Genomic DNA, 23,967 nt, shown 5'->3' on the forward strand with positions numbered 1-23,967 from the left:
AAGCTTTCCTCCCAAAGTCGTCATTGCGAAACCAATTTTTCATTGGTTGAAGCAATCTTTATTGAAAGCTTATGATAGCAAAAGAGATTGCTTCGTCATTCTTCCTCGCAATGACGAAAACGGGGGAGCTTTAACAAAACAATATCCCAAAACAATAACAATAGCGATGCATTTGGTCCAAAACATAACAAAAGGGCCTCATGCTTTACCCAATAAAAACAATCAGATAAAATAAATAGAAAATACAGATGAAAAAATTATTATTACTAGCCGCTGCAGTTACCACTACATTCTTCGCGAAAGCACAGGAAGAACCAAAAATTAAAGTAAGCGGTTACCTTGAAGCCTATTACGGATATGATTTTAACAAACCTGCCGATCATAACCGCCCGGGTTTTATTTATTCGCACAACCGTGCGAACGAGGTAAATTTAAATCTTGGTTTTATTAAAGCGGCCTACGATAGTGGAAATATCCGCGCCAATTTAGCGGTAATGGCCGGAACCTATGCCAATGCAAACCTTGCTGCGGAGCCAGGCGTATTAAAAAATATTTTTGAAGCCAACGCAGGCCTGAAATTATCGAAATCGGAAAACCTTTGGATTGATGCCGGAATCTTTTCTTCACACATCGGTTTTGAAGGTGCGGTTTCAAAAGACTGCTGGGTACTCACCAGAAATATCTCTTCAGAGAACACCCCTTATTACGAATCAGGTGCGAAAATTAGCTATGGAACTAAAGATGGCAAATTTACAGCAACAGCACTGTACCTCAATGGGTGGCAGCGCATTACCCGCCAGAATGGAAATGATAAACCTGCAGGTGGACTTCAGCTGAGCTGGAAACCAACAGATAAGATCACCGTAAACTACAGCAATTATCTTGGAACAGAAGGCGTTGATTCGGTTAGGGTAAACAGATTTTACCACAACATTTATGGGATTTTCCAGCTTACCGATAAATTTGGCGTAACTGTTGGATTTGACTATGGAACCCAGCAAAAACAAAAAGGAAGTGATGATAAAAACGAGGTGATCTCACCTGTAGCAATCCTGCAGTATAAATTTGCACCGAAATGGGCTGTTGCCGGAAGATTTGAATATTATGAAGATAAAAACGGAATCTTTATCGCTACCGGAACGCCCAATGGCTTCAAGACAAAAGGCTATTCGTTAAACCTTGATTATGCACCAATATCAAATGCGGTGATCAGGATAGAAGGAAAAGCCTACGATAGCAAGGACAAAATCTTTGCAAGGGATGCAGCAGCGGTAAATGCCAATGCCACCCTTACGGCCAGTATCGCCGTATCGTTTTAGTTCCCCCTTTGAAAGGAGATAGGGGCATGAATTAGTCACTTTGTCATCCTGAGCCTGTCGAAGGACTAACAAAAATGCCTGGTGAAATGTTTCGACAGGCTCAACATGACAAATTCGAATCGAAATCAATCTTTTAATTATAAAACAATGCATCCGTACATAGAAATCCTGTTCAGCATTTTTTTGGCTATACTGGGCACGTTGATGATCAGAAAGCTTAATGCTTTGAAAAACAGCAGGAGTAGCAAAATCAAAAGAAGTTATGCAACAGAAAAGCAGAACAAGCTGCTTTCCAGGAAGATTTCACTTAAATTTATGTTGGTATTGTTTACGCTTATGATGGTGATCGCCGTTAGCATATTGATAGAAAAAAGAATAATGACCGTTACCTGGTAAAGATCATGGAAGAGGAACAAAAAGAAGAATCGGTCAGGCACTTTTTGGATCTGGTTAAAAAATCCAGGCGTGGAAAGCTCAAGATTTATATTGGCATGAGTGCCGGTGTGGGCAAAACTTACCGTATGCTCCAGGAATCGCATGCCTTGCTGCGAAATGGCGTAGACATTTGCATTGGTTATGTTGAAACCCACAAAAGAGCAGAAACAGAAGCGCTTGTTGTTGGTCTTCCCATTATTCCGCGGCGGAAAATCTTTTATCGGGGCAAAGAAATAGAGGAAATGGATCTCAAGGGGATCATGAACCGCCATCCCGAGATTGTTATTGTTGATGAATTGGCCCATACCAATGCCGAAGGCAGCAAAAATACCAAACGCTGGCAGGATGTTTTCGACTTGCTTGAAGCAGGGATCAGCGTCATTTCGGCCGTAAATATCCAGCACCTGGAAAGCATTAATGAAGAAATTGAGCAGATTACCGGAATAGCGGTAACGGAACGTATTCCGGATAAGATACTGGAGATAGCTGATGAAATCGTAAACATCGACCTTACAGCAGACGAATTGGTTACCCGCCTTAAAGAAGGCAAAATTTACGATCAATCAAAAATCGAAAGGGCACTCGGCAATTTTTTCCAGTCTGATAAAATCCTTCAATTGCGCGAACTGGCCTTAAAAGAGGTGGTGCACCAGGTTGAACGGAAAATCCAGACTGAAATTCCAAAATCAATTAAACTCCGGCCAGAACGTTTTTTAGCCTGCATTTCTTCTAACGCCGAAACCGCAGGGGTAGTAATCCGGAAAACAGCAAGATTGGCTTCCTATTACCGATCGCCATGGATTGTACTGTATGTGCAGAGCGATAGTGAAAGTATGGAACGCATAAAACTTGATAAACAACGTCATCTGATCAATCATTTTAAACTGGCTACCGAGCTTGGGGCCGAAGTGATCAAAGTAAAAAGTAATGGCATCACCAAAACCATTATCGATGTGGCTATCGAAAAGGAAATTACCACCATTTGCATCGGCAAACCCCATCTTAATATTTTTCAGGTCATCCTGCGTACCGCAGTTTTTAATGGTTTGCTGAAAAATCTGGCGATGAAAGATATCGACCTGGTTATCCTTTCTTAAAATAATAAGGGCTGGTTACATCATTCTCAAATTAATCAAAACCATATCCCTTTATGCGGGGTTGAAATAATAGAACTTATGGAAAGCGATATGGAAAAAAAAGATACTCAAACACGTTTGATTAATGAGATTACCACTACTGGATTGCAAAGTGCGGCCAAAAAACTGGGTGCTTCGGCAAGTAAGGCTCAGATTAGGAAGGGTGTTTCTAAAAACATTAGTTTAATTGATGAATTACTGTGCATTGCGCTGATTAAAAACAAAGATTCGTCTAAAAGGGTACAACAGCGTATCGAGTTTGTTGGCCTGGGCGTTATTGCAGCCCATACCTTTTACCGCGGTTTTAAAAAGAAAAAAAGGTTACTGATTTTAGAAGGCGTTTTTCTCACAGCTGCGCTCGGAGGGGTAATATTGGCTACTCAGCTTAAAACCCTAAAGTAAAAGGTGAATTGATGAAACCATTTATTGAACAAACCTGAGGCTGATCGTAAAATCATTAACATGCTGCAGTAATTTACTTTTGCCCTTGCCTGGCTTCATTTTTAGCATATTTCTATGACACTTTTTAACCAGAAAATTGTTCAGTTTGTATAACCCATAGGGCGATTGAAATTTTATCGTAAACATTATTTAAAAATCAAAAAATGGATTTACAGTTAAAGAATAAAACAGCTTTTATAAGTGGCTCTACTGCAGGTATCGGGTTTGCAATTGCCGAAAGTTTATTAAAAGAAGGGGTAAAAGTAATCATCAATGGGCGGTCGCAAAGCAGTGTAGATGATGCCGTGAAATCGTTGCAAGGTATTGCCGGAAACGAATTTATTTCAGGCATAGCCGCCGATTTTTCTAAAGCAGATGAAGTAAGCAACCTGATTACTCAGCTTCCGGAGATCGATATCCTGATTAATAATGCGGGCATTTTTGAACCTAAAGCTTTTGAAGATATCAGTGATGAAGATTGGTTCAGGTTTTTCGAAGTCAATGTGATGAGCGGGATCAGGTTATCGCGACAGTTTTTCCCTAAAATGTTAAAGAAAAACTGGGGCAGGATTATTTTTATTTCCAGCGAATCAGCCGTGTTTATTCCGGACGAAATGATCCACTATGGTATGACTAAAACTGCACAGCTGGCGATTAGCCGTGGCCTGGCAGAATTAACCCAGGGTACGGAGGTAACCGTCAATTCAATTTTGCCCGGGCCTACCAAATCAAAAGGCGTTGGTGGTTTTATTGAAGATTTAGCCAAAAATGGAAACATCTCCATCGCTGAGGTAGAAGCCGATTTCTTTAAGAACATGAGGCCTACTTCATTGTTGCAACGCTTTCTTGATGTGAGTGAGATAGCAAACGCCGTTACTTTTTATGTAAGTCCATTAGCCTCCGGAACCAATGGCGCTGCCATTAGGGTAGAAGGCGGCTTAGTAAGATCGATATTGTAATCGGTTAGGGATGATTTACGGGATCATATTAGGCTAATGAGCTTTTAATTTATTATTTTTAGGTTTTAATATTACGCCTCAGTTTTCATGGGGTGACTCATTCAAGAATCATTTTAACGTGCAAATCCAGAATTTTTTAACTACTAAAATCAAAAGCAATGAGTAAGATTACAGTAAAAGACGGAACCGAAATTTATTACAAAGACTGGGGAACCGGACAACCACTTTTTTTTCACCACGGTTGGCCATTATCTGGTGATGATTGGGATGGACAGATGATGTTTTTCCTTAAACAGGGTTACAGGGTTATTGCACACGATCGCCGCGGGCATGGAAGATCCAGCCAAACGGCCGAAGGGCATGAAATGGATACTTATGCCGCGGATGTGGCTGAGCTTACCCAGGCACTTGATTTAAAAGATGCCATACACATTGGACACTCTACCGGTGGCGGAGAAGTGATTCGTTATGTGGCCAAACATGGGAAAGGCCGTGTCGCCAAAGCTGTGTTAATTAGTGCGGTTACGCCAATAATGGTGCAGAACGAAAATAATCCTGATGGTATTCCACTTGCTGTATTTGATGAAATACGTGAAGGTACAGCTTTTAACAGACCGCAATATTTTCAGGATTTTACCATACCCTTTTATGGATATAACCGCGAAGGCGCAAAAATATCGCAGGGCGTTAGAGATAACTGGTGGCGCCAGGGTATGATGGGTGGTGTAAAAGCACATTACGATTGTATTAAAGCTTTTTCAGAAACTGATTTTACTGAAGACCTTAAAAGTGTAGATGTTCCAGTATTGGTGATGCATGGCGAAGACGATCAGATTGTTCCTTTCCCGCTTACAGGGGAAAAAGCCGTAAAACTCTTAAAAAATGGAACATTGATCTCTTATCCTGGTTTTCCTCATGGCATGCCAACCACCGAAGCGGCAACCATAAATAAAGACCTGTTGGCTTTTATCAAATCATAAACCGAAATAATTTTCCAATAAAAACAGAAGCCTTGAAATGTATTTTCAAGGCTTTTTTATTTTGTTTAAACAGGTTTCATGTGCGAATCAGCAAAGGTATTGATGGGTACGGAAATATTTTTTTGCGGCACGTAGGGGTAAGTGTTGTATTGGTTGTCTCATTTTAAAATTAGACAGAAATGAATACAACTTCGACAAAAATTAAAAACAGCTTTGCGGCCAGCATCCGTTTCAAAAAAGCATCTGGTATTAAAGCATTAGGTTTAGCCATACTATTAAGCACAGGATTAAATGGTTTTGCACAAGAAGGCAAAAAAAATAAAGTAAATATTGGTTTGGTATATCCTGTAAGTACGAACGGAACCCACGCGGCGCTGGATACAAATGTATTTTCTTTAAATGCTTTGGTTGGCGTTTCAGCAGCAGAAAAAGGGCTCTCCTTTGCAGGTCTCTCTAATATTGTGCGTAAAAATGCAAGCGGAACACAGTTCGCCGGTTTTTCTAACCACATTGGTGGACAAGCAAGTGGGGCACAGTTTGCCGGTTTTATTAATACTTATGGTGGTGGAAATGAGGCTGCAATTGCAGGCTTTGCCAATATCTCAAAAGAAAACAGTGGTGCCCAGCTGGCTGGTTTTATGAACTGGACTTCGAAAAATGTTTCAGCCGTACAGGTTGGAGGTTTTATGAATAAAGCGGGTGATGTAAAAGGATCGCAAATTGCAGGTTTTATCAATGTGGCTAAGAAAGTGAAAGGCGTACAGCTTGCGGGTTTTATTAACGTGGCCGATAGCAGCGATTATCCGATTGGGATTATCAATATTGTTAAAAATGGCGAGAAAAGTATAGCCTTAACCACCAACCAGAATTTAACTACCATGGCCACATTCAGATCGGGAGGGAAGGTATTGTATGGTATTATTGGTGCAGGTTATAATTTTAAGAATAAGGAAGAAGTTTACGCTTTCGAAGCCGGTTTAGGTGCTCATTTTTTTCAGTCAGAACACTTTAGGTTAAATGCAGAACTTACCGCCGGCTCATTGCAAAACTTTAAACGGGGCAATTATTTCAAATCTACCTTTCAATTATTGCCTTCACTTAGGATAGGTCCTAATTTAGAAATATTTGCGGGTCCGTCGTTCAATTTTGTATCAACCAATACAGAAGAAGGAAAAACCTTACAGAAACACTACGTAAAAAGTTGGGACAGAAAAGACAATACTTTACATGCCCTGTTTTTAGGTTATACAGGTGGTTTGGCAATTAGTTTTTAAGATAAATGATTGAATGAGTGAGATTTGAATGATTGAATTGGTGCACGAGTTAACATTCGGTCATTCTATCATTCCATCCTTCAGTCATTCCCTTATTCAAAATTCAAAAATTAATAAACATATATTTGACTACAATTAAACCCGTGGAATTAACAGCAATAGCTTCCGGAATTACAGATCAATACCATGATGATGCCGCATTTGAGCATTTGTTCAAAACGCATTACCATGCGCTGCACGCTTATGCTCAGGTGATTTTAAAAGATGAAGATGTTGCAGAAGAAATTGTTCAGGGAATGTTCTTAAAGTTTTGGGAAAAAAGGGAAAGCCTTAAAATACAATCTATAAAAGCATATCTCTACAAATGTGTTTACAACGATAGTTTAAACTACATTAAACAGGAAAAAACCAAAAGCAAATATCAGGAATTTACGGTACACAGCATGAATACAGAACATGAACCTGCCGCTGCAAAAGTAGAATTTACTGAGCTGCAGCAGCATTTAAGAGATGCCTTGAACCATTTGCCCGAGCAATGCCGCACCATTTTTCAAATGAGCAGGTTCGAAGAATTGAAATACCGCGAAATTGCCGATCATTTAGGTTTATCAATTAAAACGGTAGAAAATCAAATGGGGAAAGCGTTAAGGATTTTAAGATTAAAACTGGCTGATTTTCTGGTATTTATTTTACTCGGACTATGGTATTTTAATGATTTTTTTAATTAGAAGAAGCGCATGACTGATGAATTATTGATAAAGGTTCTTCTAAAAGAAAGTACTGAAGAAGAAAACGAAAAGGTAGAAAAGTGGCTAAATGCTGCCGAAGCCAACAAAAAACATTTCTCGGAGATGGAAACCATCTGGCAGGTAAGTAACACCCTAAAAAACGAAAACAAGAGGGACGAAGAGCAGGCATGGACAAGTTTTAAGGCGAGAAGAGCAGATTTAAAACCACAGAAGGAAAACATCAGGCCCTTAAATGCCGGTAAAGTGTGGCTAAGGATTGCTGCGGTATTGTTTATTGCCCTGGGCGGATGGATTGCCTACAGTTTATATGGTCCTGGAAAATATACTGAACTCATGGCTACCGCTCAGGTTCGTACGGAAACCTTACCTGATGGATCGGCACTAACCTTAAACAAGAATACCAGAATAAGTTATGCCGCTAACTTTAAAAATAACAGAAAACTAAAATTAGAACAGGGTGATGTGTTTTTTGATGTAGCGAAAGATAAAACGCATCCTTTTGTAATCGATATCGAAAAGATAAGCGTAGAAGTAGTGGGTACCTCATTCAATATTAAACATCTTAAAGAGGATACTGAAATTAATGTAGAAACCGGAATTGTGAAGGTTCGTCTGGCCAATGACGAAATTAAACTTTATAAAGGCGAGAAAATTATCATTAATGGCAATACCCGTAAACTGGTAAAAGAACAAAGTACCGATCAGCTTTACAGCTATTACCGCAGCAATCTGTTCCAGGCGAATAACATTGCTTTATCCAAACTGGTAAATGCCTTGAATGAGGCCTATAGAAGCAACATCACTTTGGATGAAAAGATTAAGGGTTTAACCATCAATACCACTCTAAAAATGGGATCGATCAACCAGAACCTTTACATTATCTGCCAAACCTTAAATTTACAGTTATCCCGTAACGGCAACACCATTTTGTTGTCTGATAAAAAATAATGAAGACAAGACTAATTATTTTATTGCTCTTTATTTCGGGCTATTGTAGCGCGCAGGTTACCACGGTCGATTACAGGAGGAATTTATCAAAAGGGGTAAGTCTGAATGTTAAGCGAGAAAAGGTTGGCACTGTTTTGCAGATGTTAAGCAAAGCCGGCGGATTTTATTTTTCTTATAATGGTGTGCTGTTCAGGCAGGATAGTCTGGTGAACCTGAATGTGAGAAATGTGCCGGTGCGTGAGGTTTTAGATCAGCTGTTTGATGGTAAGGTAGATTATAAAGAAAATGCCGAATACATTATTTTACGGTATGCTGTAAATCATTTAACCATAGAAGCGGAACATATTGCTAATGGTGACAATGAATATGCGATAAGCGGTTATGTGGTTGATACCAGAACAGGGAATAAAGTGAAGCAGGCCAGTGTTTACGAAAAAAAACTGCTTCAGGCTGCGCTCACAGATAACAGCGGTTATTTTACATTACGTTTTAGGGGGGAGCACAGTGGTGTCATTTTAACGGCAAGTAAAGAAACCTATCGCGATACTGCCCTGGTTTTCTTGGCTGATATCAATATAAAACCAGGGAAATATGAAGATCCGGATAAAGAGAAAGGTGCATTTTTCTCCAATACTTTTGGCGGAAGGGGAATATGGCGTTTTTTGCTTTCATCAAAGCAACGCATCCAAAACCTGAATATCCCCGATTTTTTAGCGCAGACACCTTTTCAGGCATCGTTTACGCCCGGCTTAAGCTCGCACGGTAGTATGAGCTCCAGTGTTGTGAACAAAGCATCGTTAAATATCCTTGGTGGTTATACCGCCGGAACCAATGGTTTTGAAATCGCTGGTGTGTTTAACTTAACCAAAGGGGATATTAAAAAGATTCAAATGGCAGGTTTGTTCAATGTCGTAGGTGGATCGGTAAAAGGTACGCAGTTGTCGGGGGCATACAATGATGTAAACCTCAATATGGATGGTGTACAGGTGGCTGGTTTGTTAAACAGAGTAGAAAGTAAAGTCAGGGGGTTGCAATTGGCTGGGGCAGGCAACATCGCAGGTAAAGATGTTAAAGGAGCGCAGGTAGCCGGATTGATTAATGTGAGTAAGAATACCACTGGCGTTCAGCTGGCAGGGGTATTGAATAAAACCTCGGGACGTTTAAAGGGTATGCAGCTTTCCGGATTGGTTAACCATGCTCAAAACATGGATGGTTTTCAGCTTGGAGTGGTTAACCTGGCTGATTCATCCTCGGGGGTCAGTATCGGTTTAATCAACTTATCCGATAATGGCTACCGTAAAATAACCGTGTATAGCAATGAGCTAATCAATACCAACATCGCTTTTAAAACCGGAAATGCCAATTTATATACCTTATTAATTGCGGGTAAAAATTTTTCAGATACTGCCCGGGTATTTACTTTTGGATTAGGACTTGGTCATGATTTTATCTTAAACAAACGCTTCTCCATCGCCGCTGAGGGCACCATCCAGTCGATATATCCTGGCCGTGTTGAAGAAGCAAATACCCTCTATAGGCTACAAACACACCTGCAGTTTAATGTTTTGTCGAGGCTTGCTTTTTTTGTCGGACCAGCTTATTCGTATTACGTAAAGGGCGAGGCAATTCCTGGTGAAACAGATCAAAAGGAAGTGGCTCCTGCCTGGCATCGTCGATTTAAAAATGGCACTCAAGGTTGGCTAGGCTGGAATTTAGGCCTCATTATTTCTTTATAGATTGTTGATTATTTATGACCTCTATTTAAACCGCCAATTAGCAAATGTTTTATCAACTTTTAATTATATTTAATTACCAATTTTAATCTTATGTTATTATTCGCAGTTCCACTATATTTTATTGCCTTTTTTGGATGGATTATTTATGCTGCATTAGTGAAGAAAAATTTGAAGCAACATATGCCAATGGTTTATTTTGGTGGGGCGTTTAGCCTGATTTGGATTATTATTATAACAATCGCATATATTTAATACAATCCATCTATAAAGATAGATTCGTTATCAGAAATTTAATTATTAACATGTATGCATTCCTTTAATCTCTAGTTTGCTCTATTTTACTTCTTTATTAAGCCAATCTGGCAATAGTTAACTTGTACATCTTGTTTGAATTATGGGGCATTTTCTGTAATATTGATTAAGTTCATTTTATTTATGCCTTTGAAAATTTATCGTATTTATCTGTTGACAGGTATTTTCCTGCTGATCTGTTTTGCCGTTCGCGCTCAAAAACAAGACAGTTCACCTCTTGGTGCATTAACCGATACTACAAAAAAAGGTTTTGTGGCCAAAATGCAGGAGTTTGGCCGTAGGTCGGCTATCAAGAGTAAAAGTGACTTCGATGCCGATAAAGCTACACTTGTGCAGACCAAAATCTTCGATGAAATCAGAACAGTTATGCAAAAGGCAAAAATGTATCTGAAAACCAGTGTGGATACTGTAGGGACAAAAACTGAATTGGAGCAGATCAAGGCAGATTTTATGCTTGCCGGAGATGGTGTTTTTACCAATAAAGGAACCTCGCAAACTTTTAGAAACCTTACTGCTACTTCAAAAATTATAAATGAACTGCTTAATAAAGCCAAAGTAAGGAAAACAAGTCTTGATTTGCGGCAACAGGAACTTGATAATTTTCGTTATCGTTTAGATTCTCTTTCAAGCGTGCCTGCGCTATTTAAGTTTCCAGCAGATTCTCTGGAATTGGCGGGATACCTAAAAAAAATCGCCGTAGTTGCCTATGAAATAGCACCCATTGATACTGCCCTTAAACAGGCCAGCGGAAATATTCAGACCCTTCTGAACCAGATTAATTTAGAAGTGTCGAGCCTTCAGGTCAGCCTGGATGAAATCGATATTTATCAACGTAAAATGGCTTACAATGTCCTTGGACGGGATTTCGGTAATATTTGGCAACCCGTGGGTTTTTACAGGCCATTTGGCGAAATATTAAGTTTCTCCAAAATAAAAGGTCTGCTCACGCTAAACTTTTATTCCGAAAATAATTCAGGCAAACTACTCATCTTGGTTTTGCTGATGGCCATTTCGTTTATTTACCTGCGTTCATTGAAACGGATCTATACCGCAAGGGAACTTTTAAAAGCAGATTTTGAAGGTCAGCTTGTATTGCGCTACCCGCTGGCATCTGCAATACTACTGGTGCTTAGTCTTTTTCAGTTTATTTTCATATCACCTCCATTTATCCTCAGTGTTATTTTCTGGTTAATCTCCTGCGTTTGTCTAACCATCATTTTTAAAGGATATATTTCTAAGTACTGGCTCCGTGTATGGACTGTTATGGTGCTGTTTTTTATTTTGGCGGCGGCTGATAATTTGATTTTGCAGGCTTCCAGAACAGAACGCTGGTTGATATTAATTGCCGCTGTTATAGGCGTAGTGTCAGGTTTTATCATACTCCTCCAGAAAAAGCAACAGGAACTTAGAGAAAAATGGATTACCTATTCTATCGGTTTTATGGTCGTGCTCGAAATATTTGCCTTTCTGGCCGATATATTTGGCCGCTATAACCTGGCAAAAACACTTTTTATCGGCGGTTATCTTAACGTGGTTGTTGCTATTCTTTTTTTATGGGTAGTCAGGTTTATTAATGAAGGTTTATTACTGGCATTTGATGTATATACCGTTCAGGACAAAAAGCTTTTTTATCTCAATTTCGAACGCGTAGGCAAACAAGCGCCATTACTACTGTATGCATTGCTGGTATTTGGCTGGCTCATTTTAATGGGACGTAACTTTCCTGCTTTCGAATATCTGGCAAAACCACTTGGTAACTTCTTTAGCCAGGACAGAACGCTTGGTAATTATACCTTTAGTATTAATGGTTTAGTATTGTTTGTGGCCATTATGGCTATTTCGGTATTGGTATCTAAAATCGTTTCTTTCTTCGCATCTGATGAGCATTTAGCGGTTGATAAAGATAGCAAGCAAAAAAAACGCGGACTGGGCAGCTGGATTTTATTGGTTAGGATTTTTATCCTGGGCATTGGCTTATTTTTAGCCATTGCAGCGGCAGGTATCCCGATGGACAGGATTACCATCGTACTTGGCGCACTTGGTGTTGGTATTGGTTTTGGTTTGCAAACGCTGGTGAATAACCTGGTGAGTGGTCTGATCATTGCTTTTGAAAAGCCGGTAAACGTGGGCGATATTGTAGATGTTGATGGCCAGGGAGGAACGATGAAATCAATTGGTTTCAGAAGCAGCGTAATCTCTACCTGGGATGGGGCAGATGTAGTGATGCCTAACGGTGATCTTTTAAATTCACATCTCGTTAATTGGTCGCTGGCCGGAAACCGGAAGAGGGTATCGATAACATTGGGAATTGCCTATGATGCCGATCTGGAGAAATGCAGACGTGTAATCGGCGAAGTTTTAGATGCAGAGCAGCGGATTAACAAAAACCCTGGCCCGGTAATACAGTACGAACAGTTTGGCTCGAGTACCATCGATTTAAGAATTTATTTCTGGGCGAAACACATCCGTGAGGCGAATGCCACCCGAAGCGACCTGATTGTGGCCATTTCGGAAGCCTTTAAAGCCAATAATATTTCCATTCCTTTTCCACGTCAGGATGTACACCTGCATTATCCAGACAAAGAAGGCGAGCTGCCTCAGGCTTAAAAAAGAATGGTTTAATACCTTAAAAATTTATGGCAACCATATCGAAAATTAAAATAGTTGATGATCGGGAACTGAGGGCTGAAATTGATCACCTTTACGAGAAAACAGATCAGGTGGCTTTAGCAAAGTGGGCAATCAGCTGTGCCAAAAATGTATTAACCTTTGTGCCGGACGAAAATATAAATTTATCCATTATTGAAACCGGATTCGAAATAAATAAACGTTGGCAAGCGGGAAAAGCAAGTGTTCATGAGGTTAGACAGGCTGGTTTCAAAATTCATGCGCTTGCCCGCACAAGTAGCACAGCAGTAATGACAAATGCGATTAGAACTGCCGGTCAGGCGGTAGCTGTTGGGCACATGAGAGAACATGCTATGGTATGCGCCGATTATGCCATTAAAACCATTGGCCTGGTTTTCCAAAATGATTTAAACCGGATAAAAGCCGAACGTATCTGGCAATTGGAAACATTAAAGCATGTTTTAGCTGAAGCTTAAATCAGTTATTTCCAAAATTTTATAAAAAATTAAAATCCACACTGACATAGGGTTGTCACTGGGGTTGCTAAATTTGTCGCATCATTAAAAATAATTTAAGGGCAATCTGTCATCAAAAATTATTGATTTGCGAAATGGTGGAAAACAAAGAAAAACATATAGAAACTTTTTGCCCGGGCAGCATTAATGAATGGCGGAACTGGTTAGTTGAGCATCATGAGCTTAAATCGTCGGTTTGGCTCGTTTATAGCAAGAAAGGCACGGGTTTGCCAAGCATTACCTGGAGTGAAGCTGTAGATGAGGCCCTTTGTTTCGGCTGGATAGACAGTACAAAAAAAACGATAGATGAGAGGACGTTTATGCAGTTTTTCAGTAAACGGAAACCCAATAGCGTTTGGTCGAAAATTAATAAGGAAAAGGTAAAGCGCCTATTGGCACAAGAACTGATGACCAAAGCCGGCTTAAAAGCCATTAAAAAAGCTAAACAAAACGGCTCATGGAAAGCTTTAGATGCAGCTGAAACACTTAAAATACCTAAAGATTTAGCTACAGAATTTAAAACCAGAAAAGACGCAAAGATTTTTTTTCTTGGCTTAAGTAAATCGGTTAAAAAATCCCTCCTGCAATGGATTATGCTAGCCAAAAAAACAGAAACCCGGCAAAACAGAATTCTGGAACTCGTAAATTCTTCATCCGAAAACGTATTGCCAAAGCCATTTCGCCGCTAGCGCAAACCATCTAAATTACTGTTAATGTAAATACCTACATTTTAAAAATGGATATTACCAAAAGATTTGACCGGATACTACAGATATTTTTTCTGCTGCAATCTAAATCCGTAGTCACTACAGATGAATTACAAAAGCGGTTCGAAATCAGTTTAAGAACGATTTACAGGGATTTAAAAGCCCTGGAGATTGCCGGTATTCCGATCGTAAATGAATTAGGATCTGGCTATTCGATTATGGAAGGGTTTAGGCTGCAGCCATCGAGGTTTAGCCAGGAAGAAATTCTCAGTTTAATGGTTGCCGAAAAAGTGATGCAAAAACATGAAACCGACTTTGTTAAAAAACATTTCGAAGCCGCGCTGATCAAAATAAAAAGTTCGTTTCAGGTAAATCAAAAAAGAGATTTCCTACATTTAGAAGATACCGTACATCTTAAAAACGACTTAAAGTCTAAAGATTATCTGCCCAATATTATCGATGTTTTACTCAATAGTACTTTAAAGAAAAAAATAACCCATATCAATTACCTCAAAAGTGGAGATATTCATGCGGTTGGCCGATCTGTTGAACCAATCGGTGTATTTTACGAACACAGTCTTTGGTATCTTTTAGCCTATTGCCATTTAAGAAAAGATTACCGCAATTTTAGATTAGACAGGATTAAAAAAGTTTCAATACTCGAAGAGAGTTTCACCATTACACACCCACCAATTAACGAATTCAGGGATAAAGGCCTATCCGAAAATATGCTGAAAATCGAAATCAGGGTAGACCGGAAGTATGCGCATTTTTTATATTGGGAACGACAGATTTTCGGATTTACAGGCGAAGAAATTTCAGATGATTTTGTAGTCATGTACTTCGACTGCTCTCTTTCTGAAGTTTCTTTTGTACGCTGGTTTGTTAAATTTGTTGATGTGGCCGAAATTATAGAACCAGCCCATTTGAATAATGAACTGGTTGAGATAATGGAATCTGGTTTAAAGAGATTAAAAAACAGAGAGGCCATATCATAAATATAGAATTGTCATCCTGAGCCTGTCGAAGAACTTATTTAAATACCTCGTAAGGTGTTTCGACAGGCTCAACATGACAGTATCTGAGGTGAAATAGCCTTTATGATACAGTCTCTTGCTTTTTAATAACGGTCCCAGAAAAATGGAGGCTCAATACCTAAGGCCCTTAAATAGACAAAGCCCTGACCGCGGTGGTGTATTTCGTTATCAATGAAATACAAGAGGTGGCTAATGATCGTAAACTCGTACTGCCCGAATAACTTAATGGTTTCTTGAAGCTGATCTTCGGAGATCTGGTTAAAGTATTCCACAATTTTTGGGGTATCCTCATCCCATTTTGTTAGGATCTCTTCCTTGGTATTCAGCGGAAGATCGTGACTAAACGGCGATGTTTCTCTGGTGACCATTTCTTTTAAACCAGGAACATCAATTGATAATAACTCTTTAATTAAGGCAGAAAAAGGCCTCATTCCACCGATCGAAAATTCGAATAATTCTTTTTCGGGAAATTTTTCAATGGTTTTTCTGGTTAGTTTTCTGTGGCCTAACCAATGCTGTAGTAATTCGCTTTTAGTAATCATAATTGCTGACATAATGTGATATTCATTTAATAGAACAAAGTTATATCCGCACTATGACAGCTGTTTGTCACTCGAAAAACAGCATGTTATTTTTTATTAAAATTTTTTGAACCGGGAAGCAGGATTAGTTTTTAAAGAGATCGCAGGTTCATCAGGTTCCGCTTACTTGTCAAGCACTACTGTAGCAGATAAATCTTGCATTTGGTTGATCTGTTCGCGATACATGTTGCCCCAGTCAGACATCGCATCCAGCATCGGTTTCATGGTACGGCCCAAATCAGTCAGGCGGTATTCTACCCTTGGTGGTACTTCCGGAAAAACAACACGTGTAATGATCTGGTCTTTCTCCAGTTCTCTTAGCTGTGCCACTAACATCCGTTCTGAAATGCCAATAATGTCTTTTTTAAGTTCGCCATAACGCATGGTGCCATAAGAAAGACGGCACAATATTGCAGGTTTCCACCTTCCGCCAATTACGGCCAGCGATGAAGACATGCCACAGCTGTCGATCATCATTTTTTCGTTCAAAGCATTGGTTGATGTTTCTTTTCTCATTTCTTACTTTTTTGTTAGTACCTAACAATTTGATGCTTACCTGCAAATGTAAAGTATCTCTTTTACTTTAGCAGAAAAATTAAAAAATACACATGAAAAAATTAACAGATAAAATTGCGCTGGTAACAGGAGGAAGTCGTGGCATTGGCGCAGCGATTGTAAAAAGGTTAGCCGCAGAAGGTGCTAAAGTGGTATTTACTTATGCCCATTCAGCCGAAAAAGCGTTGGCGGTAGTGGCTGAGGTTGAAGCTGCCGGGGGAGTTGCGGTTGCATTAAAAGCAAGTAGTACCATAGCTGATGAAGTAAGGGGTGCAGTGGCTAAAACCATTGTCGATTTTGGCCGTATCGATGTGCTGGTTAACAATGCCGGTATTTACATTGGCAAAGCCTTTGAAGAACATACCCTTGAAGATTATAACGAAATTATGGCCGTTAATGTACAGGCGGTTTTTGTAGCTGCTTTGGCCGCCGTAAAAGCTATGCCCGAAGGTGGTCGCATTATTACCATTGGCAGCAACATGGGCGATAATGCTGTTGGTCCTGAAACCACTTTGTATACCATGAGCAAATCGGCACTTCAGGGTTTTACACGCGGTTTAGCCCGCGACCTTGGTGCCAGAAAAATTACGGTAAACCTGGTTCAGCCCGGGCCAATTAATACGGATATGAATCCAGCTGATGCACCATTGGCCGATTTTCTGAGAACCCGTATGGCACTGCCAGATTATGGTACGGTAGAAGATATTGCCTCATTTGTGAGCTTTATTGCAAGTGAAGAAGCGAGATACATTACTGGTTCGTTTTTAACAATCGACGGCGGATTGAACGCTTAATGCGATTTCCAATAAAACGAGGCTTTGGTTGGGATGGCAAATCCCGGCCAAAGTTTTATTTGTTTAAGTTAATCTTTTGCTCCAGTGTTTCGCGGTAGTTCCGCCCGATCGGGATCTGGTGAGTGCCGATCATGATCCTGTTGTGCTCTATCCGTTTAATTGCCTTATGGGCAACTAGAAAGGATTTGTGTACGCGAATAAAAAGCGGAGCAGGGAACATTTCTTGTACCATCTTTATCGAGCCTTTAATCACAATCCTTTCTACTGGTGTGTGAATAATAGCATAATCTTTTAAACCCTGAATATGTGTAATCTGATCGAAATAAAGTTTAATCCTTTTTACCCCGCTTTTAACAAAGATAAATCCGGGCTCAGGTGCATCCGTATCCAATTTGTGATCTTGTAATTTAAGCGCAAGAAAATCTTTTACTTTATCCATTGCAGCCGAAAACCTGGGGAAGGAAATCGGTTTAAGTAAAAAGTCGATAACGCCAAGCTCAAATCCTTCAAAGGCATAGTTGCGGTAGGCAGTTGTAAAAATAGTAAGCGGCGGCTCTGATAAACGTTTTAGGAACTCAATTCCTGTCATTTCGGGCATTTCGATATCAAGCAACAATACATCGGCCTTATTATTTTCCAGGTAATGTAAAGCTTCACCAGCATGGCTAAATAACGATACCGAATACAGATTTTCAGTTCTTTTCAGATAACCCTCTAATATTTCGAGGGCAAGAGGTTCATCATCTATAACAATAACATTTAGCATGCTTTTCAATGGTTTAATCTACAGTTCAATGATCAATTTGACGCTGAAAATGTTGTTTTTATCTTCAATCTCCAGTTGGTGTCGGTTGGGGTAAAGTAGTTCGAGCCGGTTTCGCAAATTGATCAGGCCTATACCTCCATTCCTCTTGTCGCTTATTGAAGATGGTTTGGCATTTTCGATCAGGAAAGACAATGTTGACCCTGTCAATCCGATATTTATCTTTAACCAGCTGCTTTCAGTTTGTTTGCTGAGCCCATGTTTAAAGGCATTTTCTACGAGAGGAAGGAGTAGCAGTGGTGCAATCTCATCTCCATTAAGGGTAGCATCGCTGTTCAGCACAATATTGGCCGCTCCACTAAACCTTAACCGCTCGAGTTCGATATAGTTATGAAGATAACTGATCTCTTTTTCTAACAATACCTTTTCGTCATTACTGTCGTACAACATATATTCCATCATTTCTGATAGTTTAAGTACAACATCCGGGGCAAGCTCCGATTTTTTAAGGGTTAGTGCATAGAGGTTATTCAATACATTAAACAGGAAATGCGGGTTGACCTGTGCACGGAGAAAGTTAAGCTCTGCGTTTAGTTTCTCTACGGTTATCTGCTGGATAATAAGCTGCTGGCCATACCAGTCGATACTTAGCTTAAGGGCGAGCATTAAACCCAAATACCATAGTGTACTAAAAAAATTGTATGATAAGCTCTCCATGAGGTGGCTGTTGCGCATGGGACCTACCACATAGCCATATAAATAATAATCGAACAGACTCTGAGCGGTTAAATACCCTATTACCGAAATGAGTACCCATCCAAAATAGGCGAAGTATCGTTTTTTAAGCAAAAATCTGGGTAAAAAGTAATGGAGATTAAGGTACGCGATGATCATCAGCAATACAATCCTACCACTTACGCAGGCCACAAAGTAGGGCATGCTGGCTTTATAGATGAGGTACTTTTTCTCATAAATAAAGAATCCTGTAATGAGCAACCAATACGCAACATGAATCAAAACATATTTTAATGAAACGCTGCGTTTAGAAAACGGCAGTTTAAGCGGTTTGTCCAGTGAGTCCATTTTTTAGTTAATGATCTGTTGTTGGTACGGTTAATGCCGTTGATGATAAAGGAAACGAAAAGTATTTAGCCCGCAAAATTATATCGACAAACGACATAAATAGTAGATGAATATAATCATAAAAAGACTGATATCTATTATTCTGGTTGTTCGTCTATTATTTTTCTCTTGCCCTTCCCAATAACTTAATATTGTGTAGAAAGAATCAATTTTTCACTAAAAACGTGTCACATGAAACAAATCAAATTCAATCAGGCGTTTATTAAGATGTTTGCGCTGATTACCCTGTGTTTTACCACCCTTGGTTTTACCGCTAAATTTGGGTTAGACAGTTACGAAATTTTCCTCAACAACAAACTCATTTTAAAGCAGGCTGTAAACCAGCCCCTGAGTTTAAGAATGCTTAAACTGGATGCGGCTAAAGAAAGCGATCAGTTGCGGATCAATTACAGGCATTGTACCGGAAAGGGTGTAGGTACCGATCGGATTATCTTTTTAAAAGATGATAAAGGAAATACCCTGAAAAAATGGGCTTTTGCCAATGCTACCGGCTCAGATCTGAATATGACGATAGCCGTAAAAGAACTGCTGCAATTAGAAAAGAAAAATGCCAACCGCGAATTGAGCCTTCAATATACAGCCAGGGAGCTTCCTAAGGGCGAAACGCTGGCGATCCTGGATCTTTAAAATTATTTTAGCGTTGTTAAATATTAATGCGTTCAGGTTAAATTGCTGGGCGCATTTTTAGGTTAAGGCATTATTGTTTGCTTTGCCACTTAATTAAATCATCTTGCTGTTAACCGCCCGTGAAAGCGCTTCAACCATATTACTCACTTCCAGCCGTTCAAAAATCCTTCGCCTGTAATATTTTACGGTATCGGGGGCAACAAATATTTTTTCGGCAATTTGATTAATGGTTAAGCCCTGGGCGTGCAGTTGCAAAATTTCGATTTCCCTTTGGCTTAGTTTTGGTTTCGCTGATTTCTGCCAGATTTTATTTTCGATATTGAGTTCCCACAGCTCATCGGTACCCTGTTTGTAAATACAGATATTACCCGCCTGCTGATGGTGCGAGATGGAGACAATACACATCGCTTTCCACAACTTCCCTTCACTGGTTAAAAATAAGGGGGTCAGTTTATGGTTAATCAGCGTGGATTTACCTTCCTGGTTTTTCAGATGAAAATCGTAAGTAATGCTATAGTGTTTTTTTTCTCCGCCAGGCAGTTTTGCGAAAAAATCGAATCCGGCTTCGTTAATCAGGCTCAATAAGGTGAGATCCTTTTCAGGAACATTTTTAAAATAAAATTCATAACCCAGACCCAATACTTCTTCGGGCGAATAACCACCTAAAAACAAGGGGTTTTCTGAAACATACTCAAATGCCATTTTTTCGTAATCGATCACATATACGCTTTCGTAGGTTAAACGCGCAAAAGCCTTTATCGCTTCCATGTAATTTTGCTGCTGGAGAAGGTCTTCGGCTGATACTTTTTCAACCTTATTCTTAGTCAGCAAAGCGGAGGTAATCGGATCTTTCATTTTGGGGATGGCTTAATCGCAAATTTACACTAAAGTGTAGCCTTTGAAAATATTTTTGTACTCACTTTTACAGTGAACATTTTTTGAACATGAAAAAATACCCCGAATTAAACCTTGTAGAACTAAACAAGTGTAAACTGGCTTTAAAGAGCGCTTTAATCGTGCTCGTCATATTGGGTTTGGTTTTCGTATTCACATTGGTTCTGCTTAAGGCAAAATTTTATTTTATTTATTCCGGAAATGGAGCCGTTTATCGCCTGGACAGGTATTTATTTCTTTAAAAATCAAATTATGCCACATATCAATCAGTAGTTTTTTATGATACCCAATACCATGAACTGTAAAAATTGTAACCAAACCGTTAACACTAATTTTTGCGGCCATTGCGGTCAGCCAATGCAAATTAAAAGGGTAGATGCACATTATATCCTGCATGAAATTCAACATATCTTACATTTCGAAAAAGGAATATTGTTCACGGTAAAAGAACTGCTGATCAGGCCCGGACAAAACATCAGGACATTTATTGCCGATAACCGGAGCCGATTGGTGAAACCTGTTATATTTATCATTGTCTGCTCGTTAATTTATACGGTAATTAGTCATTTCTTCCATATTGAAGAAGGTTATGTTGAATTTAAAGAGGTAAAAAAAACAAGTATTGGTTTAATTTACGATTGGGTGCAGGGCCATTATGGTTATGCCAATATTTTAATGGGTGTTTGTATTTCCCTGTGGTTAAAACTGTTTTTTAAAAAATATAACTACAACTTTTTCGAAATATTAATCCTCCTGTGTTTTGTAATGGGCATTGGCATGTTAATCATTTCTGTTTTTGCCATTGCCGAAGGACTTAGCAAAATCAGTTTAATGAAAGTTTCGGGTATTACCGCGGCAGCTTACAGTACCTGGGCTATTGCACAGTTTTTTAATGGGAAAAAAGTAGTAAACTATGTAAAGGCAATGATTGCTTATTGCCTGGGCATGTTCATATTTGGAATTTTGTTAGTGCTTTTGGGCGTTTCAATCGATCTGTTGATCAGACATTAAACGCTCATAAAATTTCCATATTTTAGCACAACCGAAACAAAGAATATGCTGAAACTAAGGGGGCTGAAAAGTATAACGGCCCGAAAACTAACCAAATTGCCTACGGGCAGCACCAATACATTTTCTAAAGCCATTATTTTGCTGTTTGCATTCATTTTAACTGTTGGATGTACCGAAATCTTCGCCCAGCAGATCCCGGTTTGGAAAAGCAGCCAGGATCATTTAAGCACGGTTGATTGGCTGGTGCATGGGGAAGGCCACGCTGCTGCTGTTTTTAAAAGTGCAGATCAAAAGGACCTTATTTTAAGCAATGGGCTCCTTAAACGGGTATTCCGTTTATCGCCAAATGTGGCCTGTACCGATCTTCGCAATCTGAGTACCGGCGAGCAGTTACTCCGGTCAGTTAAGCCCGAAGCCCAGGTAAGCATTAATGGTAAAAAATACAATATCGGTGGTTTATATGGCCAGAAAGAGAATGCCTACATCACCACGGGCATGCTTGGAAGTTTGAAAGCTAGTGAAGGTGATTTTCAGTTCCAGGATTATAAAATCACGGCATTGCCCCAGTTTATCAAATGGAAACCGGGCTCCATGTGGACGGCCAATCAGAAAAATCCAACAGGCAAAACACTAACTTTTACCTATAAAAGTGCAGATGCTAAACTAAACGGTGTGCTGGTTAAGGTAAATTATGCGTTGTACGACGGAATTCCGCTGATGACCAAATGGATTACCGTAGAGAATAAAACGAATGCTGCTATTAAGGTTGATCAGGTGGTAAATGAGATCCTGGGTGTGGTGGAAGAGGAAAGCGCTGTTGTGGGCAGTACCGATAAAATGAAAACACCACATGGTATTTATATTGAGAGTAATTTTGCCTTTAACAACGCCATGAAGTACAGTTTGAGTGACCAGAGCACGCATTGGAAGGCCGATAGCCTTTATACCTCCCAGGTGAATTACGATAAAACTACCCCTTGTTTATTGGAAGTATACCCAGATAAAGGGGTGAATGTTGAACTGGCCGCAGGCGAAATTTTCAGCTCTATCCGCAGCAATGAGCTTTTAATGGATGGTTATGATCGGGAAAGACGAGGTTTAGCCATTCGTAAAATGTATAGAATGATTGCACCCTGGACAACTCAAAATCCAATATTTATGCACCTGGTGAGCAAGAACGATCAGCAGGTAAAGAGCGCCATTGATCAATGTGCGGCAACCGGGTACGAAGCGCTGATTTTAAGTTTTGGAAGCCACCTGAATATGGAAGATTCTACTGCGGCGAATATCCAAAAGTGGAAAAACCTGACCGAATATGCCCATGCTAAAAATATAAAGATTGGCGGTTATTCGCTTTTTAGTTCCAGAAGAATTAGTGATGAAGATGATGTGATTAGTCCGCTGACGGGAAAACCCGGAGGTGCATTTTTTGGTCATGCACCATGTTTTGGCAGTAAATGGGGGTTGAGCTACCGCGATAAAATCAAATACTTTTTTCAAAAAACAGGATTCGATATCTGGGAAAACGACGGGCCTTACCCTGGTGATGTATGTGCTTCGACCACGCATCCGGGACACAAGGGGCTGGCCGATAGCCAATGGACACAAATGGAAATCCAAAAAGAACTTTACCACTGGTTAAGCGAAAGGGGAATTTACATCAATGCACCCGACTGGTACTTTTTAGACGGTACCAATAAAATTGCAATTGGCTATCGTGAGGTGAACTTTTCTTTGCCAAGGGCTAACCAGATGATCCTGAACCGACAGAATATTTTTGACGGTACCTGGGAGAAAACACCAAGCATGGGCTGGGGTTTTGTGCCACTAACGGCCTATCAGGGAGGAGGAGCTGAAGCCGTGCTCGAGCCACTCGCCGATCACCTGAAAGACTATAAACAATTGATGATGCAATATTATGGGGCAGGGGTGCAGGCCTGTTATCGTGGGCCTCGTTTGTATGATACCGAAGCCACCAAAGAAACTGTAAAAGGTGTAATCAATTGGTACAAACAATACCGTGATATTCTCAATAGCGACATTATCCACTTACGCAGGGCCGATGGCAGAGACTGGGATGGCATTTTACATGTAAACCCAAGTCTGAAAACAAAGGGTTTGTTAATGCTTTATAATCCTTTAGATCAGGATATCGAAAGGGTAATATCAGTTCCTTTGTATTATGCAGGTTTAACCCGTAATGTGCTTGTAACCGATGAAGCCGGAAAGAAAACAAGCCATATAGTAGACGCGGCAAATAAAATTCAACTTAAAATCAAAATCAAGGCAGAAGGCTATACCTGGCTTAAGATGGAATAGGATTGTTGAAATATCCCAAAGAAAATGAATTGTCATCCTGAGCCTGTCGAAGGACTTGCGTAAATGTTTTACAAGGCGTTTCGACATTCTCAACGTGACAGTAT

24 protein-coding genes are annotated in these 23,967 nt (G+C 39.8%); 19 read left to right on the plus strand and 5 right to left on the minus strand.

From position 1 onward, the window contains the following. Positions 1-248: 248 nt before the first annotated feature. From AC04QZ_RS14740 to AC04QZ_RS14805, 14 genes are all read left to right on the plus strand, one after another. Positions 249-1,319 (plus strand): porin, encoded by a 1,071-nt coding sequence (locus tag AC04QZ_RS14740; RefSeq protein ID WP_478358368.1) that lies wholly within the window; start codon positions 249-251, stop codon positions 1,317-1,319. 147 nt (positions 1,320-1,466) lie between these two features. After that, positions 1,467-1,715: a hypothetical protein gene (locus AC04QZ_RS14745; protein WP_478358369.1), complete on the plus strand. Its 249-nt coding sequence runs from the start codon at positions 1,467-1,469 to the stop codon at positions 1,713-1,715. Positions 1,716-1,720: 5 nt separating this feature from the next. Next, a complete protein-coding gene (locus tag AC04QZ_RS14750) occupies positions 1,721-2,851 on the plus strand; it encodes a sensor protein KdpD (protein ID WP_478358370.1) in 1,131 nt (376 codons plus the stop codon). 90 nt (positions 2,852-2,941) lie between these two features. Next, complete coding sequence (locus tag AC04QZ_RS14755; protein ID WP_478358371.1) at positions 2,942-3,292, plus strand: hypothetical protein; 351 nt, start codon at positions 2,942-2,944, stop codon at positions 3,290-3,292. A gap of 203 nt (positions 3,293-3,495) precedes the next feature. Continuing rightward, the gene (locus AC04QZ_RS14760; RefSeq protein ID WP_478358372.1) at positions 3,496-4,290 is read left to right on the plus strand and encodes an SDR family NAD(P)-dependent oxidoreductase; all 795 of its coding nucleotides are present in this window, start codon (positions 3,496-3,498) and stop codon (positions 4,288-4,290) included. Between the two features lie 158 nt (positions 4,291-4,448). Further along, complete coding sequence (locus AC04QZ_RS14765) at positions 4,449-5,270, plus strand: alpha/beta fold hydrolase (protein ID WP_478358373.1); 822 nt, start codon at positions 4,449-4,451, stop codon at positions 5,268-5,270. Between the two features lie 179 nt (positions 5,271-5,449). Further along, entirely contained in the window at positions 5,450-6,544 is a 1,095-nt protein-coding gene (locus AC04QZ_RS14770) for a hypothetical protein (protein ID WP_478358374.1), read from the plus strand. Between the two features lie 143 nt (positions 6,545-6,687). Further along, positions 6,688-7,272: an RNA polymerase sigma-70 factor gene (locus AC04QZ_RS14775; protein WP_478358375.1), complete on the plus strand. Its 585-nt coding sequence runs from the start codon at positions 6,688-6,690 to the stop codon at positions 7,270-7,272. 9 nt (positions 7,273-7,281) lie between these two features. Next, positions 7,282-8,241: a FecR family protein gene (locus AC04QZ_RS14780; RefSeq protein WP_478358376.1), complete on the plus strand. Its 960-nt coding sequence runs from the start codon at positions 7,282-7,284 to the stop codon at positions 8,239-8,241. Continuing rightward, the gene (locus AC04QZ_RS14785; RefSeq protein ID WP_478358377.1) at positions 8,241-9,977 is read left to right on the plus strand and encodes an STN and carboxypeptidase regulatory-like domain-containing protein; all 1,737 of its coding nucleotides are present in this window, start codon (positions 8,241-8,243) and stop codon (positions 9,975-9,977) included. Before AC04QZ_RS14780 ends, AC04QZ_RS14785 begins: the two co-directional genes overlap by 1 nt. A 435-nt stretch (positions 9,978-10,412) precedes the next feature. Further along, complete coding sequence (locus tag AC04QZ_RS14790; RefSeq protein ID WP_478358378.1) at positions 10,413-12,896, plus strand: mechanosensitive ion channel family protein; 2,484 nt, start codon at positions 10,413-10,415, stop codon at positions 12,894-12,896. 29 nt (positions 12,897-12,925) lie between these two features. Further along, a complete protein-coding gene (locus AC04QZ_RS14795; protein WP_478358379.1) occupies positions 12,926-13,393 on the plus strand; it encodes a putative immunity protein in 468 nt (155 codons plus the stop codon). 134 nt (positions 13,394-13,527) lie between these two features. Continuing rightward, positions 13,528-14,121: a YdeI/OmpD-associated family protein gene (locus tag AC04QZ_RS14800; protein WP_478358380.1), complete on the plus strand. Its 594-nt coding sequence runs from the start codon at positions 13,528-13,530 to the stop codon at positions 14,119-14,121. A gap of 47 nt (positions 14,122-14,168) precedes the next feature. Then, positions 14,169-15,137: a helix-turn-helix transcriptional regulator gene (locus AC04QZ_RS14805; RefSeq protein ID WP_478358381.1), complete on the plus strand. Its 969-nt coding sequence runs from the start codon at positions 14,169-14,171 to the stop codon at positions 15,135-15,137. 122 nt (positions 15,138-15,259) lie between these two features. Here the strand turns inward: AC04QZ_RS14805 and AC04QZ_RS14810 are convergent, their stop codons facing one another. After that, positions 15,260-15,730, minus strand: a complete 471-nt coding sequence (locus AC04QZ_RS14810) for a DinB family protein (protein ID WP_478358382.1) — start codon at positions 15,728-15,730, stop codon at positions 15,260-15,262. 150 nt (positions 15,731-15,880) lie between these two features. Further along, positions 15,881-16,273: a winged helix-turn-helix transcriptional regulator gene (locus AC04QZ_RS14815; protein ID WP_478358383.1), complete on the minus strand. Its 393-nt coding sequence runs from the start codon at positions 16,271-16,273 to the stop codon at positions 15,881-15,883. Between the two features lie 92 nt (positions 16,274-16,365). Here AC04QZ_RS14815 and AC04QZ_RS14820 point away from each other — a divergent pair, with 92 nt between their 5' ends. Beyond that, complete coding sequence (locus tag AC04QZ_RS14820; protein WP_478358384.1) at positions 16,366-17,106, plus strand: SDR family NAD(P)-dependent oxidoreductase; 741 nt, start codon at positions 16,366-16,368, stop codon at positions 17,104-17,106. A 55-nt stretch (positions 17,107-17,161) separates the two neighbouring features. Here the strand turns inward: AC04QZ_RS14820 and AC04QZ_RS14825 are convergent, their stop codons facing one another. Further along, complete coding sequence (locus tag AC04QZ_RS14825) at positions 17,162-17,872, minus strand: LytR/AlgR family response regulator transcription factor (protein WP_478358385.1); 711 nt, start codon at positions 17,870-17,872, stop codon at positions 17,162-17,164. A gap of 18 nt (positions 17,873-17,890) precedes the next feature. Further along, on the minus strand, positions 17,891-18,952 hold the full coding sequence (locus AC04QZ_RS14830) for a sensor histidine kinase (protein ID WP_478358386.1): 1,062 nt from the start codon (positions 18,950-18,952) through the stop codon (positions 17,891-17,893). 231 nt (positions 18,953-19,183) lie between these two features. Here AC04QZ_RS14830 and AC04QZ_RS14835 point away from each other — a divergent pair, with 231 nt between their 5' ends. Beyond that, on the plus strand, positions 19,184-19,639 hold the full coding sequence (locus tag AC04QZ_RS14835; RefSeq protein ID WP_086544709.1) for a hypothetical protein: 456 nt from the start codon (positions 19,184-19,186) through the stop codon (positions 19,637-19,639). Between the two features lie 93 nt (positions 19,640-19,732). Here the strand turns inward: AC04QZ_RS14835 and AC04QZ_RS14840 are convergent, their stop codons facing one another. Next, on the minus strand, positions 19,733-20,494 hold the full coding sequence (locus tag AC04QZ_RS14840; RefSeq protein WP_086544710.1) for a response regulator transcription factor: 762 nt from the start codon (positions 20,492-20,494) through the stop codon (positions 19,733-19,735). 89 nt (positions 20,495-20,583) lie between these two features. Between AC04QZ_RS14840 and AC04QZ_RS14845 the strand changes: the two genes are divergently transcribed. From AC04QZ_RS14845 to AC04QZ_RS14855, 3 genes are all read left to right on the plus strand, one after another. Next, complete coding sequence (locus tag AC04QZ_RS14845) at positions 20,584-20,775, plus strand: hypothetical protein (protein WP_478358387.1); 192 nt, start codon at positions 20,584-20,586, stop codon at positions 20,773-20,775. Positions 20,776-20,890: 115 nt separating this feature from the next. After that, positions 20,891-21,544, plus strand: a complete 654-nt coding sequence (locus AC04QZ_RS14850; protein WP_478358388.1) for a DUF3667 domain-containing protein — start codon at positions 20,891-20,893, stop codon at positions 21,542-21,544. Between the two features lie 45 nt (positions 21,545-21,589). Continuing rightward, entirely contained in the window at positions 21,590-23,863 is a 2,274-nt protein-coding gene (locus tag AC04QZ_RS14855; RefSeq protein ID WP_478358389.1) for an alpha-galactosidase, read from the plus strand. Positions 23,864-23,967: the final 104 nt, after the last annotated feature.

Source organism: Pedobacter folensis (assembly GCF_056490665.1).